The organism is Rhizohabitans arisaemae (assembly GCF_025996515.1).
Classification (GTDB): Bacteria; Actinomycetota; Actinomycetes; order Streptosporangiales; family Streptosporangiaceae; genus Rhizohabitans; species Rhizohabitans arisaemae.
Window position 1 is genome coordinate 1,261,182 of sequence record NZ_BLRH01000034.1, and the last position, 20,504, is coordinate 1,281,685.

14 protein-coding genes are annotated in these 20,504 nt (G+C 71.8%); 4 read left to right on the plus strand and 10 right to left on the minus strand.

Features of this window, described 5'->3' with window-relative positions; genetic code table 11:
• Positions 1–261: 261 nt before the first annotated feature.
• From RUR_RS21330 to RUR_RS21350, 5 genes are all read right to left on the minus strand, one after another.
• Positions 262–915, minus strand: a complete 654-nt coding sequence (locus RUR_RS21330; protein ID WP_283136867.1) for a response regulator — start codon at positions 913–915, stop codon at positions 262–264.
• Positions 912–2,081 carry a sensor histidine kinase gene (locus tag RUR_RS21335; protein ID WP_283136868.1) on the minus strand — a complete coding sequence of 390 codons (1,170 nt, stop codon included), beginning with the start codon at positions 2,079–2,081 and terminating at the stop codon, positions 912–914. The genes RUR_RS21330 and RUR_RS21335 overlap by 4 nt, the downstream gene beginning before the upstream one ends.
• A gap of 81 nt (positions 2,082–2,162) precedes the next feature.
• The gene (locus RUR_RS21340) at positions 2,163–2,807 is read right to left on the minus strand and encodes a hypothetical protein (protein WP_283136869.1); all 645 of its coding nucleotides are present in this window, start codon (positions 2,805–2,807) and stop codon (positions 2,163–2,165) included.
• A gap of 282 nt (positions 2,808–3,089) precedes the next feature.
• Positions 3,090–3,359, minus strand: a complete 270-nt coding sequence (locus tag RUR_RS21345) for a hypothetical protein (RefSeq protein WP_283136870.1) — start codon at positions 3,357–3,359, stop codon at positions 3,090–3,092.
• A 173-nt stretch (positions 3,360–3,532) separates the two neighbouring features.
• Positions 3,533–4,612, minus strand: coding sequence for a WD40/YVTN/BNR-like repeat-containing protein (locus tag RUR_RS21350; protein ID WP_283136871.1), 1,080 nt, complete (start codon positions 4,610–4,612; stop codon positions 3,533–3,535).
• A gap of 122 nt (positions 4,613–4,734) precedes the next feature.
• On the opposite strand from RUR_RS21350, the gene RUR_RS21355 reads away from it, so the two are divergent.
• A complete protein-coding gene (locus RUR_RS21355; RefSeq protein WP_283136872.1) occupies positions 4,735–6,006 on the plus strand; it encodes a pyridoxal phosphate-dependent aminotransferase in 1,272 nt (423 codons plus the stop codon).
• A 107-nt stretch (positions 6,007–6,113) separates the two neighbouring features.
• On the opposite strand, the gene RUR_RS21360 is transcribed toward RUR_RS21355, so the two are convergent.
• On the minus strand, positions 6,114–6,539 hold the full coding sequence (locus RUR_RS21360; RefSeq protein WP_283136873.1) for a hypothetical protein: 426 nt from the start codon (positions 6,537–6,539) through the stop codon (positions 6,114–6,116).
• Positions 6,540–6,739: 200 nt separating this feature from the next.
• Here RUR_RS21360 and RUR_RS21365 point away from each other — a divergent pair, with 200 nt between their 5' ends.
• Positions 6,740–7,792 carry a DUF5685 family protein gene (locus RUR_RS21365; RefSeq protein ID WP_283136874.1) on the plus strand — a complete coding sequence of 351 codons (1,053 nt, stop codon included), beginning with the start codon at positions 6,740–6,742 and terminating at the stop codon, positions 7,790–7,792.
• A gap of 61 nt (positions 7,793–7,853) precedes the next feature.
• On the opposite strand, the gene RUR_RS21370 is transcribed toward RUR_RS21365, so the two are convergent.
• The 4 genes from RUR_RS21370 to RUR_RS21385 form a co-directional block, all read right to left on the minus strand.
• A complete protein-coding gene (locus RUR_RS21370) occupies positions 7,854–9,188 on the minus strand; it encodes a M16 family metallopeptidase (RefSeq protein ID WP_283136875.1) in 1,335 nt (444 codons plus the stop codon).
• Positions 9,189–9,252: 64 nt separating this feature from the next.
• A complete protein-coding gene (locus RUR_RS21375; RefSeq protein WP_283136876.1) occupies positions 9,253–10,518 on the minus strand; it encodes a M16 family metallopeptidase in 1,266 nt (421 codons plus the stop codon).
• 424 nt (positions 10,519–10,942) lie between these two features.
• Positions 10,943–12,109: a DUF5925 domain-containing protein gene (locus tag RUR_RS21380; RefSeq protein WP_283136877.1), complete on the minus strand. Its 1,167-nt coding sequence runs from the start codon at positions 12,107–12,109 to the stop codon at positions 10,943–10,945.
• Positions 12,110–12,183: 74 nt separating this feature from the next.
• Entirely contained in the window at positions 12,184–12,600 is a 417-nt protein-coding gene (locus tag RUR_RS21385) for a PH domain-containing protein (protein ID WP_283136878.1), read from the minus strand.
• Between the two features lie 509 nt (positions 12,601–13,109).
• On the opposite strand from RUR_RS21385, the gene RUR_RS21390 reads away from it, so the two are divergent.
• Both RUR_RS21390 and RUR_RS21395 read left to right on the plus strand, forming a co-directional pair.
• Positions 13,110–16,457: a S8 family serine peptidase gene (locus RUR_RS21390; protein ID WP_283136879.1), complete on the plus strand. Its 3,348-nt coding sequence runs from the start codon at positions 13,110–13,112 to the stop codon at positions 16,455–16,457.
• 528 nt (positions 16,458–16,985) lie between these two features.
• Entirely contained in the window at positions 16,986–20,276 is a 3,291-nt protein-coding gene (locus RUR_RS21395) for a S8 family serine peptidase (RefSeq protein ID WP_283136880.1), read from the plus strand.
• Positions 20,277–20,504: the final 228 nt, after the last annotated feature.

Below are 20,504 nucleotides of genomic sequence, written 5' to 3' on the forward strand. Positions count from 1 at the left end.
ACGGTCAGTTCATCTGGTCAAGAAAGGCGAACGATCAGTTAAGACACCGAAATTTCGCAGTTTTCCGGCATGCCAGACCGCTCCGCGCGTCCCGGCCGCGCCGCCCGCAGCCGTACCGGACCCGGTTTCGGACGCCACCGGGACGGTACGGCCCGCGGCGTTCAAGCCGTACGGTCCGTGAGGCCACCGCCCGCGCCCTCGGCGCGAGGTGCCGCCCACCCGGCGCCGCGCACCGCTCCGGGTGCCGGCCCCGTCCCGCCCTCAGAGCAGGCCTTGATCACGAGCGTGGACGGCCGCCTGGGTCCGGTCGCGGAGTCCGAGCCGGGCGAGGATCCGGGAGACGTGGTTCTTCACCGTCCCCTCGCTGAGGAACAGCGCGGCGGCGATCTCGCGGTTGGTCGACCCCCGGGCCACCAGGCGCAGCACCTCGACCTCCCTGCCGGTCAGCGAACCGCCGGGCGGCGCCGCGGACGAGCCCGTGTCCGCCCTGGCCAGCGCCGAGCCCAGCCGCGCCACGGCGGCCGGGTCGAACTGCGCCACGCCCGCGTGCGCCAGCCGAACCGCGGCCGCCAGATCCCGCGCCGGAAGGTCCTTGAGCAGATAGCCGTACGCGCCCAGGCTCAACGCCCGCACCACGTACTCCTCGTCGTCGAACGTCGTCAGCATGAGCACCCGGCAGCCGGGGACCCGCAGCCGGAGTGCCGAGACCGCCTCGACTCCATCCATGCCGGGCATCCGCACATCCATCAGCACCACGTCCGGACCGAGCGCAAGCGCCCGTTCGACCGCGTCGCGGCCGTCGGCCGCCGTCCCCACCACGGTGATCCCGGGCTGGATGCCGAGCAGCGACGCGACGCTCTCCCGGAACAGCCGCTGGTCGTCGACGACGAGGACGCGGACCGGCTCCTCCGTCACGGCGCGACCTCCGGCGGAATCACGACGGTGATCCGGGTGCCCCGCCCGTCCACGCCGGAGCCGATCTCCACACCGCCTCCGGCCAGCCGCACCCGCTCCCTCATCCCCCGCAGGCCGAACCCTTCCCCGGCCCCGGCGAACCCCCGGCCGTCGTCGGCGACGACCAGCCGGGCGCCCGAGCCGTCGAACACCGCGGACACCTGGACCCGGGACGCACGGGCGTGCCGCCGCGCGTTCGTCAGGCCCTCCTGCGCCACGCGGTAGAGCGCCGTGAGCGTCCGGGGGTCGTGGCCGCGCTCGTCCCCCTCGAACTCCAGCGTGACGGCGAGCCCGTCCTCGCACCGATCCTCGACGAGGTCGCCGAGAGCGGTCCGCAAGCCGAACGGGCCCGATTCCCCGCGGAGGGTGCGGACCGACCTCCGGACCTCCCCCAGCGCGCGCCGCGCGGACCTCCGGGCGTCCGCGACCGCCCGGTCCGCGGAGTCCGGGTCACGCCCCCGGAACTCCTCGGCCTTCTCCAGCAGTACGGCGACCGCGGTGAGGTGCTGCCCCAGATCGTCGTGGATGTCGCGCGCCACCCTGTTTCGCTCGGCCGACGCCGAGAGTTCCGCCACCCGCGCCGAATACTCCGCGAGTCTGCGGTTCGATTCCTCCAGCCTCGCCCTGCCGCGCCGCTCCTCCACGGCGAAGGCGGCCATGCTGACGGCGAGCACGAGGCCGACGCAGAACATGAGAAGGTCCGACAGCGGTTCGACCTCCGCGTACCAGCGCGGCGTCGACACCGTGTAGCCGGCCGTGAGCACCCCCGCGCAGGCGACCGCGAGCGTGACGGCGACCACGGGCCCGAAGGCGAAGTACGCGGTGAACGGCACGAGGACGAACAGCGCCCGCGACAACCCGGAGCGGTCGGCCCCGGCCACGACCGTGAACAGCGTCACCCTGGCGACGAGCAGGGCGACCGCGGCCCGCGTCCGGACCCCGGCGGGGTGGCGTCGCTCCAGCAGGTCGAGGCCGAGGAGGGCGACCAGGCCGCCTGCGAAGACGACAAGCCCCCATCCCGGCCCGGCCGCCGGTTCGACGCCGCCGGACACCGCGACCAGGCCGGCGGCGAAGACCGCCCCGTAGATCACGGGCGATACCCATACCGGGGGCAGGGAGGAGGACACGACCATCAGGGTACGACCGCAGCGGTCCCTGATCGAAGGCCTAGGTACCGGAGGACACCACCCGTTTGACGGCACCGGTGATCAGACGACGCGCCCGGAATGGGTTCCGCGGCCGGAGAGGGCCGCGTCCGCCGTACGGCCGGATCGGGCGCCGAGGTCGCCGCGGCGCGCCGCGGCGGACCAGACCGACAGCGACAGCCAGATCAGCGAGGCGCACACCGCGACGTGCAGCCCGCTCGTCAGCAGACTGTCGGGGAGGGGGGCGGCCAGGGCCAGCGCCACCAGGAAGACCCCGTAGCCGTAGACGGGGAGCCGGGGATAGACCCGGGCCCGGGCCATCGAGACCGTGAACAGCACGGTCCCGGCGACGAACACCACCGTGGCACCCAGGATTGCGAGCCGGGCCGGACCGCGCAGCAGTTCCGCGGCGACCGCCGCGTCGAGGAAGAAGATCACCGCGTTGAGGGCGAAGGCCACCCCGGTGAACAGCCCGAACCCGACGAGGTTCACCGCGAAGGCGAAGTCGCCGAAGCGCCCCGCCGCGTTGCCCTGGTGAAGCTGGAAAGCGATCAACGCCGGAGCCCCGAAGGCGGCGCCCAGGGCGATCACAAAGCTGGTCGCCGCGGTCTCGCCGGTGAACGACTCGATCACGCCGGGCACCCCGATCGACAGCCCGACCAGGACTCCGCACACCGCGCCGAAACGAAGCAGCCAGGGGAAAGACATATCCGGACCTCCTTGTCACGCCCGCCGGGCACACGCCGGGCGGGCTGGACGGAACAGCCCGAAGGTAGGTTCCGCGGCCTGCTCGGGATAAGTGCCGGACGACCGTGCCGCGGCGCCGGACGGCACGTGCCGCACGGCTGTGCCCCTCCCCCAGGCCACGCCGGACGCCGATCGGGGGGCACGCGAAACCGGTCTCCCGCCGGGGAACGGACACGGTCGCCGGAGGCCCGGCCTTCGGGGAGACCCGGTCGTCAGGCGGGGGTGACCTGCGTGCGGCCCTTGTCAGCAGGTGAGCGACGTGGCGGGTCCGGGCTCGGCACCGGCGCCCGCGGCGAGGATGGACTCCTCCAGCTCGGCCTTGTCGCGTCCGGCCCGCAGGAGCCGGTCGGGGCCGAAGCCGAACCACATGTGATGCGGCTTCAACGGAGCCATGATCAGCCAGTTGCGGTAGAGCAGGTGCTCCCGGGTCGCCGGGCATTCACCGCAGATCCACAGCTTGGTGTCCTGGTCGTAGTCGAACTCGTGCTCCTTGGCAGGACACTCCGTCGTCATCGGTCTCCCTTCAAGCAGGGTGAGGCCCGCGCCCGCCCACCAGGCGCTCCGCGATCTCCCCGGCTTTGAGTGACTGCCCCCGATGATGCCATGTCCGGCCGGATCGCGGTGCGCTCCGCGGGTGCGCACCGGCGGAGCGCACCGGGAACGCCGGAGCAGGCGCGGCGCCCGCCTCACACCACCGCGGCGCGGACGGCGAGCACGTCGGGCAGGTGCCGCGCGACGGTGAACCAGCTCTCCCCGTCGTCGCGGGAGCCGTACACCTCGCCGTCCCTGGTCCCGAAGAAGACACCCGCCTCCGAGGCCTGCAGCGCGTCGCGGAGCACGGCGGCGTGGACGGGCCCGTCCGGCAGCCCCGCGCCGAAGGCGTGCCACGAGGCACCGGCGTCGTCGGTGCGGAACACCCGGCAGCGGCGCCCCACCGGGGTGCGGTCCAGGTCCGCGTGAAGGGGGAAGACGTAGAGGGTGTCGGGCCTGTCCGGATGCACGGCGATCGGGAAACCGAAGTCGGAGGGGAGGGTGTCCCCGATGGAGGTCCAGGATCCGCCGAAGTCGTCGCTGCGGTAGACGCCGAAGTGGTGCTGCAGGTAGAGCCGCTCCGGACGGGCGGGGTGCATCGCCACCTTGTGGACGCACTGCCCGAACTCCGGAAACTGCGCCCCCTCCGGCAGGAACGGCGCGCGGATCCCGGTGTTGGCGGCCTCCCACGAGGCCCCGCCGTCCCCGGTGCGGTAGAAGCCGGCGGCCGAGACCGCGATCCCCATGACCTTCGGATCGCCCGGGTGCCCGATCACGGTGTGTAGGCAGAGCCCGCCTCCGCCGGGCGCCCACTCGGGCCGGTGGGGATGGTTCCACAACCCCTCCGTCAGGGTGAACGTGGTCCCTCGATCCTCCGAACGGAAGAGGGCGGCCGGTTCGGCCCCGGCCCAGACCACATCCGGCTCGGACGGGGAGGGCTGGAGCTGCCAGACTCGGGTGAGGGTGGCGCCGCTCTTCTCGGGGAACACGATGGGCGCCCGGCGGGCTTCCTCCCAGTGCGCCCCAAGGTCGTCGGACCACATGACCGACGGGCCGAAGTGACCGTACTCGATCCCGGCGAGGATCCGGGGCGACGGTCCCCGGACGTCGATCGCCACGGAGTGCACCCCGACGGTGGAGAACACGACCGGTTCCACCTCGAACGGGCCCGAGCCCACGGAGCGGGCGAGGAACAGGCCCTTGCGGGTACCGATCGCGAGGAGCGTGCCGCCCATGTGCGGCTCCCTTCGATTGCGGGTCACGTATCCCGCCCCGAATGCTGCCACCCGCCTAGGACATTCTCGCCTGGACGGTCCGCCGCGCCCGCCCCGGGCCGCCGTACGGTAGTCGCGGCGCGGTGAACGGCATCGCCGACCGCGGCGTCAGGGAGGACGAGGGCGACACTAAGGTGTTCCTCATGCAGGTGCGCCAGTCGAAGAAGTTAGCCAACGTCTGTTACGACATCCGTGGCCCGGTGCTCAAGCGGGCGGCGCAGATGGAGGCCGAAGGACACCGGATTCTCAAGCTGCACATCGGCAATCCGGCCCCGTTCGGTTTCGAGGCCCCGGAGGAGATCCTCCAGGACATGATCCGGAATCTGCCGGACTCCCACGGGTACGGCGACTCCAAGGGCCTGCTCTCCGCGCGCCGGGCCGTGGTGCAGCACTACGAGCGCGGCGGCGTCACGGACCTGGACGTGGAGGACGTCTACCTCGGCAACGGCGTCTCCGAGCTGATCGTGATGGCGCTGCAGGCCCTGCTCGACAACGGCGACGAGGTGCTGATCCCGGCGCCCGACTACCCGCTGTGGACCGCGGCGGTCTCGCTCAGCGGGGGTACCCCGGTCCACTACCGCTGCGACGAGGAGAGCGGGTGGGCCCCGGACCTGGACGAACTGGAGTCCAGGATCAACGCGCACACCAAAGCCCTCGTGATCATCAATCCGAACAACCCGACCGGCGCGGTCTATCCCCGCGAGTTCCTCGGCCGGCTCGCCGAACTCGCCCGGCGCCACAACCTGATCGTGTTCGCCGACGAGATCTACGACCGGATCCTCTACGACGACGCCGAGCACGTCTCGATCGCCTCGATCGCCCCCGACCTGCTCTGCCTTACCTTCTCCGGGCTGTCCAAGACCTATCGGGTCTGCGGCTACCGCTCGGGCTGGATGGTCATCTCCGGGCCGCGGGAGCACGCCGTGTCCTACATCGAGGGCCTGGACATCCTCGCCAACATGCGGCTGTGCCCGAACGTGCCCGGCCAGCACGCGATCCAGGCCGCGCTCGGCGGACGGCAGAGCATCGAGGAGCTGGTACGGCCCGGCGGGCGCCTGTACGAGCAGCGGGACCGCGCCTGGAAGATGATCAATCAGATCCCCGGCGTGAGCTGCGTCAAGCCGGCCGGCGCCCTGTACCTCTTCCCCCGGCTGGACCTGGAGAGGTACCCGGTCGCCGACGACGTGCACTTCGCGCTGGAGCTCCTGGAGCGGCAGCGCATCCTCATCGTCCAGGGCAGCGGGTTCAACTGGCCGCGCCCCGACCATTTCCGGCTGGTCATGCTGCAGCACGCGGACGACCTGGAGGAGGCGATCGGCCGGATCGGCGAGTTCCTCCCCACCTACCGGCCCTGAGCCGGACCCCGCGGCGCCGTCGCCCTCCGTGAGGGTACGGCGCCGCGGGATCCGGGGTGCCTTGGCCGTACCCGTTCCCAGTGCCGGATACGGCCAGGCGGGGGGGATCAGCTTCCCTGGGTGTAGACGGTCTTGGCTCGGGAGCAGGAACCGGTCGAGCGGTCGGAGTTCCCGCGGCAGGTCTGCGCCTTCACCTGGAGGACGCCGCCGAGCTCCTTGCGGAACGTCCCGGACCCGGGGACGCAGTTGTAGAAGGACACGGTGCGCCAGCGTCCGTTGGTCGAGCTCTGGTAGCGGACACGCAGCCAGGCACAGCCCGGCCCCCGGGTGTCGGTCACCGTGCCGGAGATCGCGTACCCGTTCTGGCCGACGAAGACCTTCCCCTTGGCCTTGGCCAGGCCGTCGGCCGAACGGATCGGGCCCCACTTCCACTCCGTCGCCGCGGCCGGGGCCGCCGAGACCGCGGTCGCACCCCCGAGGGCGAGCACCGTCGCACCGGTGAGAGCCAGCAGAACCCGCAGACCGCTATGCATACCAAAACTCCCGACACGTTCCTTTGCCTCTGTACCTGTCCAGAAATATCTGGCGACGCTTGCAGATCACTTGGAACCCGATGTCGGCGGCGGACCCGGACCCCGCGACGGCGGCCGTACGGCCCGAAGAACGGAACATGGTTCGGTACCGGTCGCCGGTCCCCTCTACCATCTCGGGGGAGTTACGAGTGAGGAGTGGGATGTTTGGGATTGTTCGCCCGTGCCGCCATCGGCTGTGCGGAAACCTGCACGCCGCCTGGCTGGCGCACCTCTGCGGTCTGTGTCTGACGCTGCGTGACGAGCACGGGCACGCCGCACGACTCGTGACGAACTACGACGGTCTTCTGGTCTCCGTCCTGCTGGAGGCGCAGTCCGCCGGCCGTTCCCCGCACCGCAGGGCGGCCCCCTGCGCGCTGCGCGGCTTCCGGGGAGCCGACGTGGTGGACGCCCGGAGCGAAGGCGCCCGGCTCGCCGCCTCGGTCTCGCTCGTGCTCGCCGCCGGAAAGATGCGCGACCACGTGCAGGACCGGGACGGCGTCTTCGCCCGGCGGGTCCCGGCGGGGCACGTCGCGGGCCTGGTCGCGGGGCGCTGGGCGGACGCGGGTGCCCGGACGGGACGGCTGATCGGCTTCGACACCGCCGTCCTCACCGAGGCGATCGGGCGCCAGGCCGACCTGGAGCGCGACACCGATCGAGGGCTGCTCGACCTCACCGAGCCCACCGAGACCGCGGTCGCCGCCGCGTTCGCGCACACCGCGGCCCTGGCCGGCAAACCGCACAACGCCGAGTCGCTCGCCGAGGCCGGACGCCACTTCGGCCGCCTGGCCCACCTCCTCGACGCCGTCGAAGACCTCCACGACGACCGGTCCCGCGGCGCCTTCAACCCCCTGACCGCCACCGGCACCGATCTCGCGCGGGCCCGGCGCCACTGCGACGACGCGCTGGCCGGACTGCGCCTGGCCGTGGCCGACCTCGACCTGGAGGATTCCCGGCTGACCACGGCGCTGCTGGTCCGGGAGGTCGGCGAGTCGGTCGACCGGGTCTTCGCCGCCGCCCACGACCCGCAGGCGTTGCACGTCCCGGGGAACGTTCCGGGCCCCGGCCTCGGCTGCCTGTCCGCCACGCCGGGCGGCTGCGCCGGGGTCGCGCGCAAGCCGAAGGGCAAGAAGAAGGGGAAGCGCAAAGGCAGCGGCAACTGCGGAGACGGGTGCGGGTGCGACGGCAACTGCTGCGACTGCAACTGCAACTGCTAACCGGTGCCCCGCGCCCCCTCACCGGGGGCGCGGGGCGTCGGCAGGTCGTACCGGAGGGTTCTCAGTCCTCGACGATCTCCACGTCGGCGAGGCCGAGGGCCTCGATCGGCTCCCGGATCCGATCCGCGTCGCCGACCGCCACCACGGTGAGCCCGTCCGGGTCCACCTGACCGGCGAGCGCCGCCCCGGCCCGCTGCGCGTCCACCACGCGCAACGCCGCCAAGTACGACGACGGGTACTCCACGGGGAGCCCCCCCGCCACCGCGGAGGCGAGCTCGGCCACGATGCGGTGCGCCGTCTCGAACCGCGCGGGCGCGGCGTCCGCCAGGGCCCGTACGGCGGACGCGGTCTCCTCGGCGGTCGGCCCGCCGGTCACCAGCTTGCGGATCTCGGCGATCGTGTCGGCGAGCGCGGGACCGGTCACCTCGGTGTGGACCGCGCCCTCCACGATGAGCAGGCCGTGGCGGCGCAGCGACTGCATCCCGGCGTAGAAGCCGTAGGTGTACCCCTTCTCCTCCCGGAGCACCGCGTTGAGCCGCGAGTTGAGCCCGCCGCCCATCACGTACGCGGCGATGTTGAGCGCCGCCCAGTCCCCGTGGTCGCGGCCGGGCGCCGGATGCGCGATGGAGAGCTGGGTCTGCACCGAGTCGGGCCGGTGCACGATGACCAGCCGGGGACCGCGGGTGAACCGCGGCTCGGCGGGCGTGCTCGGCTCGGCCGCGGCCTGCCAGCCGGAGAAGGCCTTGGCGAGCGTGGTATGCGCGTCGGTCACGTCCCCGGCCAGCACCAGGGTGCCCGTGCCGAAGGTGTCGCGGTAGAAGGAGCGCACGGCCGCGGCGTCGATCCCGGTCACGGTCTCGACGGTGCCCGCGGTCGGCAGGGACGCCCGGTCGGCGGAGTCGTAGAGGGCGGCGCGGAGCGCGACCCGGGCCCGATGGCTCGCGTCGGCGTTCTCCAGCCGGATCTCGTCCAGCCGCTCCCGGCGGAGCCGGGCGATCTCCCCCTCGTCCAGCGCGGGGGACCCCGCCGCCTCGGCGAGGAGCTCCACCGCGGCGGGGAGCCGCCGCACCGGGGCGTCCAGGACCAGCCGGAGCGAGGAGAGGTCGGCCACCGCCGAAAGCGTGGCCCCCATGCTCTCCAGCTTGTTCGCGAACTCGGTCGCGTTCAGCTGGGCCGTCCCCTCGGTGAGCACCCGCGCGACGATCGTCGCGGTGCCCGCGAGCCCGTCGGGCTCCCTCCCGGCACCCGCGTCGAGCACCAGCTGCGCCGAGGCGAGCTCACGGCCGGGCAGGTGACAGGTGAGCCCGATCAGCCCACCCGGCAGCTCGCTGCGCACGGCGGGCGGGAAACTCCAGACCGCGGGCGGTCCTGGAACGGGGCGAGGCGGAAAACTCACAGATCAACCTTTCGCTGGCGCCGGCGGCGGGGTTTGCGGGCGGATGACGTGGCGGCGCACCGGCTCAGGACTCGGGCCGGTAGGACAGGACCGCCCGGTTCTGCGGGGCGAGGTAGGTGCGCGCCGCGGCGACGACCTCCTCGACGGTGATCGAGGTGACCCGCTCCACCGTGGTGAACACCCGGCCGGGGTCCCCGAAGAGCGTGGTCTGCATGGAGATCTCGTCGGCGAGACCGGTCACGGTCGCCGTCTGGTTGAGGAAACTCCGCTCGGTCTGCGCCAGGACCCGCTCCACCTCGGCGGCCGTCGGGCCGCCGGAGACGAAGGCGGCGAGCTCGGCGTCGAAGACCTCCTCGATCCTGGCGAGGTCGGCGCCGGAGGCCGCGACGAGCTGCAGCAGCGCCACCGAGTCCCCCGAGGCGAACCGGTCGGTCCCGAACCACATCTCGGTGACCAGCTGATCCTGCCGGACCAGCCGCTCGTAGAGGCGGCAGCTCGTCCCGGAGCCGAGGATCCCGATGGCCAGGTCGATCGCCTCCATCTCGCGGGTTCCGTCGGCGGGCAGGCGGAAGAGCCCGAAGAGCGCCGGGGCGGGCACCGCCTCGGCGACCTCCCGGCGGAGCTGCTCGGGAAGCGGGCCGGCGTGCCCGTTCCGCGCCGCGGGCACGCCGGGGCCTTTGCCCAGGTGCCCGAAGTACCGCTCCACCTCGGCGAAGGCCTTGGCACCGTCGACGTCGCCGACGATCGAGATCACGGCGTTGTCCGGCGCGTAGTAGGCGGTGAAGAAGTCCCGGCAGTCGTCCAGGGTCGCCGCCTCCAGGTCGGCCATGGAGCCGATCGGGGTGTGCGCGTACGGGTGGCCCTCGGGGAAGGCCAGGGCGAAGAGGCGTTCCACCGCCGTGCCGTACGGAACGTTGTCGTACCGCTGGCGGCGCTCGTTCTTCACCACGTCCCGCTGGTTGTCCAGGTTGACCTGGGTGAGCGCGCTCGGGAGCGTGCCCATGCGGTCGGCCTCCAGCCAGAGCGCCAGCTCGAAGTGGCTGGTCGGCAGGGTCTCGAAGTAGTTGGTCCGCTCGAACGAGGTGGTCGCGTTGAACTGGGCCCCCGCGTCCTGCATGAGCGCGGCGTGCTCCCCCTCGGCCACGTTCGCCGAGCCTTGGAACATCAGGTGCTCGAACAGATGCGCCAGCCCGGTCCTGCCGGGACGCTCGTGCCTGGACCCCACCGAGTACCAGAGGTTGACGGCGACCAGCGGGGCCATGTGATCCTCTCGAACCACGACCCGCAGGCCGTTGTCGAGCGTGTGCTCGTGCAGCGTCGCATCCGGCAAGGTTTGTCCCGTCCCTTCGGCCGAGGAGATGTTCGACAAAGTATCGGGCATCGGGGCCGTCCCGGCGAACGACATCAAGATCAAAATAATCGCGCCACGCGTCGCCGCGCGGCCCTTCCCTCACCGCCGCCGTACCGCCACGACCCCCGTGACCGAACCCCAGCCTACTCGCGGGCGGACCCCGCCCGGGCGCCTCCGCCGTGCGGCGCGGCATCGCCCTCCCGGCGTTCCGGGAACCCCGCGGACGCCCTGCCGGTACGGCCTGCGACGGCCTCGGCCGCGACGGTCCCCGCCTGACGATCGAGCCGGGTACGGCCGGAGGCGGCGCGGGCGTACCGCCCTCGGCGGGTCCGGGCGCAGCCCGTACCGGACCGTGGTTCAGGTGGCCCGTGGTGTGCCGGCACACCACGGGCGTGGGCGGGGACTAGAGGTAGAAGCCCTCTCCCTCGGACGGCTCCTGGGAGGCTGCGTGGAGGTGGCCGCCGCGCAAGGCGTAGAGGGTCGCCAGGGTCGCCCCGGACGGCTCGATCCGGCTGATCGCGGCACGCCGGTCCGCGTCCTCGGCCGGGTTCTCGGTGAGCCAGGCGGCGGCCTCGGTCTGGGTGAGCGCGCCCACCGGGATCTGGGCGAGGCATCGGCCGGGGCGGACCACGGCCGGGTGGAGGCGGTTGAGGCTCTCGTTGGTCGTGATCGCCACCAGCACGTCCCTGCCCTGTCCGAGCAGTCCGTCGGTGAGGTTGAGCAGCCGGGCGAGCCCCTGCCCCACCGCATGCTTGGCCTCTCCGTGGATCAGCTCGTCGCAGTCCTCCAGGATCAGCAGCCGCCAGCGCTTCTCGCCCTCGTCTCCCGACTCGCCGACGGCGACCTCCATCAGGTAGCCGGGTGCGCCGAAGAGCTGGTCGGGGTCGAGCACACAGTCGACCTGGCACCATTTCGCCCAGGCCTTGGCCAGGGACCGCAGCGCGGTGGTCTTGCCCGTCCCCGGGGGTCCGTGCATGAGGATCAGCCGTCCGGTGATCGACTCCGGTGTCATCGCCATGAGGCGGTCGAGTTCGGCGGCGGCCGCGGCCGTGTAGTTCCCGCGGATCGTCTCCCACGGCGGCGTCGTGATCGGACGCTCGTTCCGGTAGCCGCCGTGCTGGCCGAGATACCAGAATCCCATGTCGACCTGGTCCGCCTCGTCCGATTCCGGGTCGACCGCATCCTTGACGCAGCGCTCGATGACGTCCTTCGACAGTTCGTCGCTGATCGCCGTGACCGTGAGAAACGCCTGGTTGTCGGCCGGCCAGCGCCGGACCCGCAACGTCCACCCGTCGCCGGAGTACAGGTGGACCTGCCGCTTGCCGACCTCGGTGACCGCGCGGAGCAACCGCGCCTCGTCGGGGTGCAAAGGGGCCTCCGGCCGGACCCGTTCCAGCCGTACCGATCGGGTCCAGGGCTGGTCGCCGACGACGAAGGAGGAGATCGCCAGCGCGTCGATCACATCGGAGTGCGAGTCTGAGCTGTCCAGATTGACGGACACGGGAACGATGGTCGCGGGATCGACGGCGGGATGTTCTGCGCCGAAGACAACCTCCTTAAGCACGGACATGTCACCATGGTCATCGCTGGCGTCGACGGAGTCCACCCGTTTTCAGCTCCCCGATCGGGTCCGCCACCCGCCGATCAGCGGGACTCATGGATCGTCCGCAGGGTCTCGGCCACCTCCCCGCACGGTGCGTCAAGCTCGTGTTTGCCGAGGAAGTGCACGTCGTCACCTGTGTCGATCTCCAGCAGCTCGGAGCGGAGACCGTGCCTGCGGACCACGTCCACCCGAATGCGCTTGACCTGGTCCCAGGCGATCCGCCGCCGACCGGCGAACCCGCGGACCACGGTCAGCCCCTCCCCGTCGACGGCGAGCCGGACCGGCGCCACGACGTCACGGACCGCCAGCGCGCCGACCCCGATCGCGGCCACCGCGGCCAGCAGCGTCCCAAACGGGTCGGGGCTGAATCCGGCGGCCACGGCGAAGAGCACGGAGAGCACCGCCTTGCCGTAGATCATCTTTCGGGCGACCCGCCACTCAAGTACGTCCTCATCCACGCTGTGCACGCTACGCCCACCCGGGGAGCGACGGAACCCGCGGACAGCCGATCCACGCCTGGCCGCAAATTAGATTAACCGCTCTAAACAGTGAGCACCCGCACGCGTGCGCCACTCGAGCGACTCCCCTGCTCCACACCACCGATCGGAACATTCGCGTCTTTATATGACTTTATATACAACTCTCATATCTCAGATCAAAAAACTTCCGGATTCTTTTTGAACTATCCCAATTTGATGGGGTCGCTTCCGCCATGATGCCTACCGCGTGATCAACACGCCTCGCGCGACGGGGGTGCGAGAGCGACCGAGGCCGGAGTGATGCTCCGGGCGGGACCTTGTGATCGACCAGGTGCCGGTACCCCGTCACCGGCCTCGACGGCTCCGCCCGTACCCGACGATCGGCGAGGTCTCACCCGGCGTGCTCCGGCTCGGTCGCCCACGCGGACGGGGACGGTCCCCATCCGCCCGGCCGAAAGGCACCGATGACATACAAAGCAGGCATAGCCGTGCTTGCCGTGGTACTCACGGCTAGCGCGGTCACCGCACCGCTCCCCTCAGCACACGCCGACCCCGGCAAACCGGGCACGCCCTCGGCTCCCGGCTCCGGCCCCGCCACGCCGAGCCCATCCCCCACCACCGGCTCAGGGAACCCGGGCACTTCTTCCGGCTCCGGGCAACCGGCCGGCGCTCCCAGGCACGGGAACGTCACCCTGGTCACCGGGGACACGGTGACCGTCCGGCCCGGCCCCGCGGACAGGCCACCCCATGCGGAGATCAAACCGGGTAAGGGCCGCGAGGTCTCCTTCACCCAGCGGTGGCGGGACGGCCACCTGCACGTGATCCCCTCCGACGCCCTGCCGCTGATCGGCCGCGGCCTGCTGGATCCACGGCTGTTCAACGTCACCCAGCTGCTCGCCTGGGGATACGGCGACGACCGGCGGGACGACATCCCCGTGATCTCCCAGGCCCTCCCCGGCAAAGCCACCCCGCGGCTGACCGCGGCAGAAGGCGCGAAATCCTTCACCGGGCTGGGCCTCACCGCCTCCCGGCTGCCCAAAACACAGACGGACCGGACCTGGGCGAGCCTGGCCGCCGGCCCCGCCACCGCCAAGACCCTGGCGGGCGGCGTCACCAAGCTCTGGCTGGACGGTAAACGGGAGCCCGTCCTAGACCGCAGCGTGCCGCAGATCGGCGCCCCCACCGCCTGGGCCCAAGGCCTCACCGGCGAAGGGGTCACCGTCGCGGTCCTGGACACCGGCTACGACCCGACCCACCCCGACCTGCGCGACGCCGTCGTCCAGGCCAGGAACTTCGACCCCGACTCCACCGACGCCGTGGACCGGAACGGGCACGGCACCCACGTCGCCTCGACCATCGCCGGATCCGGCCAGGCCTCCGGCGGCCGGCACAAGGGGGCCGCCCCCGGCGCCAAACTCGCCGTCGGCAAGGTCGGCGATTACTTCCTCTCCGATTCGGCCATCCTGGCCGGGATGACCTGGGCCGCCACCGAGGTCCGCGCCAAAGTGGTCAACATGAGCCTCGGCGGCTACGACGGGCCGGAGATCGACCCGCTGGAGCACGCGGTCAACACCCTCTCCGCCCAGCACGGCACCCTGTTCGTCGTCGCAGCGGGCAACGAAGGTCCTCAGTCGGTCGGCAGCCCGGGGAGCGCCGACGCCGCGCTCACCGTGGGTGCCGTCGACTCCGGCGACCGGCTCGCAGGATTCTCCAGCACCGGGCCGCGCAGCTGGGACAAGGCGGTCAAGCCCGACATCACCGCCCCGGGTGTCGGCATCACGGCCGCCGCGGCGGCGGGCACGGCCCCCGGCCCGTACATCGCCTACCAAGGCACCTCGATGGCTGCCCCTCATGTGGCCGGAGCCGCGGCGATCCTGGCCCAGCGCCACCCCACCTGGACCGCCGAGCAGCTCAAGGCCACCCTCATCGGCAGCGCCGAACCCACCACGGGCACCGGGGTCTTCGCCCAGGGCGCCGGACGGGCCGACGTGGCCCGCGCGATCGCCCAGCCGGTGACCACCTCGCCCGGCACACTCTCCGCCACCCTGCCGTGGCCGCACACCGAACCGGCCACCAAGACCGTCGCCTACCACAACACCGGCACCACGCCCCTCACCCTCGACCTGACCCTGGAGGCACCGGGCGAGGCACCGCCGCAGGGGCTGATCACGCTGCCGGCCCGGCAGGTGACCGTCCCCGCCGGCGGCCAGGCCCCGGTCACCCTGACCCTGAACCCGACCGGGATCCCCACCGGCGCCTACGCCGCCCTGCTCGTGGCCCGATCCGGGCAGACCACGGTACGGACCCCGATCGGCGCCCACGTCGAACCCGAATCCCACGACCAGGTGTTCGAGGCAGTCGGCCAGGACGGCGGCCCGGGGGAGGCCGAAGTCACGATCTACGATCTCAACTCTGACACCAGGATGACCGCGTACACCGACGCGAGCGGCCGGCTCACGGTCCGGCTTCCCGTCGGTGAGTGGAACGTCCTGGGCGTGATCCGCGGTGCCTCGGACCGCCGTTTCACCTTCACGCACCTCCCCCTTCGCGTCACCCGGGGCGGCCCTCCTCTGGTCCTGGACGCGCGCCCGGGCAAACGGGTCACGTTCTCGGTCGACGAGCCGACCGCCGTCCCGAGAGGGCGTGTCGCCGTATCCTTCGTCGACCGGCAGAACGGCAGATCGTGGGAGGCGTACTACGGGATCGGGAACGACAGACCCGGCGGCGGAGCCTACGTCGTGCCGACCCGTCGGCCCGGGCTCGGCTTCAGCGCCCGGACGATGTTCCACAAGCAGGGCGTGACTCCCAGCCCCTACCGGTACGACTTGGTCCAGTACCACCGCGCCGGCCTGCCGGAGAATCCCGTCCTGGCGGCCAGAACCGCGGAACTGGCCAAGGTCAGCGCCACCTACCGGAGCGACACGCCCGCAGGCGGCACAGGCGAGATAGCCATGTACGCGCTGGCACCCCACGAAACCGTGGCGTTCCCCCTCGACGGTGCCGTCCCCCTGCCCGGCACCGTGACGCACTACCGCACCCCCGGGAACGGAATCACCTGGAGTTCATCACTCATCCGACGCCCATCGTGGCAGGTCGTCTCGGACTCCTGGCGGACCCTGGAACGGAAGGACTACACCGAGACGTGGAACAACGCGGTCTTCGGACCGGCCCCCCGAACCGGGGAATCCGCCCGGACCGGTGACGCGCTCCGCTACACGGCCGACTCCCTGTTCTCCGACGGCACACCCGGCCGGACCAGTGAGGACGCCGGCGTCACCGGCACGATCACCCTCAGCAAGGACGGCCAGACCCTGGGCCGGACCGAGTTCACCGAATGCTGGGCCGGGTTGCCGGAAAACCCCTGCGCCCTCAACGCCCAACTCCCCGCCGGCAGCGGCCGCTACACCCTCACCACCAGCGCCCTGCGGGACCCGTCCGTCGGCGCCCTGTCCACCAAACTCGAAACGGCGTGGACCTTCACCTCCGCGCACACCACCACGGCCACCCCGCTTCCGCTGACAAGCGTCCGCCAGACCCCCCACGGGCTGGACACCGCCAACCGCGCCAGGCACGGCACCCTCACCCCGATCACCCTGCGCGCCGAACGCGCCCCCGGCGCACCCGCGGCCAAGACCACCTCACTGCGAATGGAGGCCTCCACCGACGACGGAACCACCTGGCGGCCCGTCCTGGTCATCCCCGCCGTCGGCGGCTGGACCGCGTTCGTCCCCAACCCCACCGCCGGCGACTTCGTCTCCCTGCGCACCGTCGCCGTCGACACCGCGGGAAACACCGCCACCCAGACCGTCACCCGCGCCTACGCCCTGACCCCGTGACCATCTGATCCTGCCGAACAGCGGCCGTGGCTCCGGACCCCGGGGCCACGGCCCCTCCCGTGCGGGGCACCGCGGCGTGCCCTGCGACGCCGGAGGGTCGTTCGCCCTGAACGGTACGGCGTACGCCGGGCCCGCAACCGACCGCGGTCACCCATGCGAGCGACGTCTCGACGGCACCATTACCCTAATTCACCCATATAGCGATTTATATGCGATTCGCTGCAAAGTTTCCCTATCTCATATACATAAATATCGCATTTCTCTTAGATATCTAGAAATTTCGTGATTGGTTCCGCCATGATGTCGCCTGCGTGATCACACACGCCTCGCGCGACGGGGGTGCGAGAACGAACCGGGCCGGAGCGACGTCCCGTGCAGAACCGTGCGATCGACCAGGTGCCACGTCCCCGTCCACGGCCACGACGGCGCAGCCCGTACCGGACGATCCTCGGCATCCCGCTCACGGACTCCGGCCTGATCGCCCGACGCGGACGGGAAGACCCCGATCCGCCGGACCGAAAGGTGCCGATGCGACGGAAAGCCAGTGTCACCGCCCTCGCCGTGGCGTTCGCCATGGGGGCCGTGGCGATCCCCCCACCTGTACACGCCGACCCGGGCGGGCCGGGTTCCGCCGACGGAGCAGCCTCTCCTGCCGCTGCCCCCACGAGCGGCCGGGTGACCCTGATCACCGGTGACCGGGTCACGGTGCTGCCCGGCACAAAGACGGACGAGCCACCTCACGTCCGCATCGAGCCGGGGAAGGGACGCACCGTCTCCTTCAGCCAACGCCGGTTCAACGGCCGGCTGTCCGTGGTGCCCTCCGACGCGCAGCCGCTGATCGACCAGGGGCTGCTGGACGAACGGCTCTTCGACGTGACCCGGCTGCTCGCCTGGCACTACGGAGACGCGCACCGCGACGACATCCCGGTGATCACGCAGACTTCCGGCAAAGGCACCCCCGCACAGCTGAAGGCCGCCGAGCAGAGCAAGGTCCTTCCCGGACTCGGCATGACCGCCGCCGAGATCCCCAAGGCCGCGACCGCCGAGACCTGGCGGAGCCTGAGCGCCGGCGCCGGGGCGCGCACCCTGGCGAGCGGGATCACCAAGCTCTGGCTCGACGGGCGGCGCTCGTTCGCCCTCGACCGGAGCACCGCCCAGATCGGCGCCCCCACCGCGTGGGCCCAGGGCCTCACCGGCGCCGGTGTGAACGTGGTCGTCCTGGACAGCGGGTACGACGCGAACCACCCCGACCTGCGGGACGTCGTCGTCCAGGCCAGGAACTTCGACCCCGACTACCCCGACGCCCGCGACGATCTCGGCCACGGCACCCATGTCGCGTCCATCGTCGCCGGCTCCGGACAGGCCTCCTCAGGCCGGTACCGCGGGGTGGCGCACGGGGCCAGGCTCTTCATCGGGAAGGTCGGCGGGCCGCACGGGCCGCGGGACTCGGCGATCCTGGCCGGAATGAGCTGGGCCGCCGTGGAGGTCAAGGCCAAGGTCGTCAACATGAGCTTCGGGGATCTCGACACCCAGGAGATCGACCCGCTGGAGCATGCGGTCAACACGCTCACCGCGCAGACCGGCACCCTTTTCGTGGCCGCCGCGGGCAACGGCGGCCCTCAGTCGGTCGGCAGCCCCGGAAGCGCCGACGCCGCGCTGACCGTCGGGGCCGTCGACTCCGGCGACCGGCTCGCCGACTTCTCCAGCACCGGCCCCCGGACCGGCGACAAGGCGATCAAGCCCGACGTCACCGCGCCCGGGGTGGACATCGTGGCCGCGAACCTCGACAGGGGCACCCAGCCCCCGGCCGCCCCCTACGTTTCAAGCAGCGGCACCTCCATGGCCGCGCCGCACGTGACCGGTGCCGCGGCGATCCTCGCCCAGCGCCACCCCACCTGGACCGCCGAGCGGCTCAAAGCCGCGCTGATCGGCAGTGCCGTGCCCACCGGCGGCAACGGGGTGTTCCAGCAGGGCGCCGGGCGGGTCGACGTGGCCCGCGCGGTGGCCCAGCCGGTCACCGCCCTCCCCGGCACCCTCTCCACGGTGCTCCCGCACAACACCGGGCCGGCGAACAAAACGGTCGTCTACGCCAACTCCGGCGACACACCACTCACCCTGGACCTGGCCGTGGAGAAGTCCGGCTCGCCGCCGCCCCAGGGCCTGCTGTCGCTTTCCACCCGGCAGGTGACCGTCCCCGCCGGGGGCGAGGCGTCGGTGAGCCTCACCTTCGACCGGGCCGGAGCCGGTATCGGGGTCCACGCCGCCACGCTCGTCGCGCGTTCGGGACAGGTCTCCGTGCGCACCCCGGTGGGCGCCCACGTGGAGCCGGAGTCCCACCGTCTGGGCGTCGAGGCCGTCGCCCCCGACGGGAGCCCCGGGAACGGCACGGCCTACGCCTACAACCTGGCGACCGGTGAGGAGCAGCCGATCCTCATCCGGAACGGTACGGGCGGCGCCCGGCTTCCCGCGGGAGACTGGGACCTCTACGCCGAGTTCAGCATCGGTCGCAGGCCTCTGGACCACACCATCGCCCATGTCCCGGTACGCGTGGCGGCCGGAACCGCCCCGGTGGTCCTGGACACCCGCAGGCGCAAGGAGATCCGGTTCTCGGTGGACGAGCCGACTGCAGTGCCCGACTTCTTCCAGATGTGGCTCGCCAACCGGCGGAACGGCGCGTCCTGGGCCAAGCAGCTGTTCTTCCCCTTCAGCGGACCCGACGACCGGTTCTTCGTCCTGCCCGTGCAGCAGCCCGGGCTCGGCTTCACCGCGTGGACCACCCTGTACAAGCAGGGCGTGCCGTACAGTCCCTACCGCTACGACCTGGTCAAGCACCACGACGGGGGACTCCCCGCGGATCCGGCGTACACGGCGCGGACCGCGGACCTGGCCAAGGTCACCGCCCTCTACCGCAGCGCCGGCACCGCCACGGGAAGCGCCTCGATAATCCTGTCGTCCCCGGCCGGAAGGGCCGCGTACTACAGGGAAACAGAGGTGTCCCTGCCCAGCACCGTGACGCACTACCGCACCCCCGGACCCGGCTTCACCTGGCAGTCCGTCTTCATGGACGGGCAGTCGTGGCAGTCGGTTGGGGACACCGGACGGACCCTGCAGCGGCGGGACTACACCGAGGTGTGGAACAACGCGGTCGCCGGGCCCGCCCCGCAAGCCGGCGACTCCGCCCGTACCGGCGACGAACTCCGGTACGCGCCCCTCTCGCTCTTCGCCGACGGCACCCCGGGGCGTTTGGCGTACGACGCGGGGGTCGGCGGCACCGTCACCCTGGCCCGAGGCGGCCAGGTCCTCGCCAGGTCCGAGTTCAACGACTGCTGGGACGCGGCCGACTGCACCGTGCGGACGCGACTGGCGCCGGAGGAAGCGGAGTACACCCTCACCACCGTCGCCCGCAGGGGTCCCGAGAGCGGCTCGCTGTCCACGGCGGCCGAGACGGCGTGGACCTTCCGTTCCGCCCGTACGGAGCGGGCGACCCCGCTTCCGCTGACGACCGTGCGCTTCACCCCGCTGGGCCTGGACGACCGCAACCGGGCCAAGCGCGGCTCCCTGACCCCGATCCCGATGCGGATCGAGCCCGTACCCGGCGCCCCCGCCGCGGCGGTGAGCTCGCTCCGGGTGGAGGCCTCGTTCGACGACGGGGCCACCTGGCGGCAGATCCCGGTCGTCCCCGGTGCGCACGGCACCTGGACCGGTTTCCTGCTCAACCCCAAGGTGGGGGACTTCGTTTCGCTGCGCGCCGTCGCCGTCGACCGCGCGGGCACCACGGTCAAGCAGACGATCACCCGGGCCTACGCCCTCACCCCTTGATCACCTAGCCGTCCGGCTCAACGGCCGTGGCCCCCGGGCTCCGGGGCCACGGTCTTTCCCCGCGGGCGGCTCCGGGATTGTGCGGGTGACCGTTGTGGTGAACACCTGCCGGAGCGCGCACAGCGCAATTTTCACCGGGCCGGTACGGCGGACGCGGCCGAACTCGACGGGCTCAGCAAGGAGCCGGGCGCCGGGCGTACCCAGCCCGGACCATTAGGTGCCTCCACC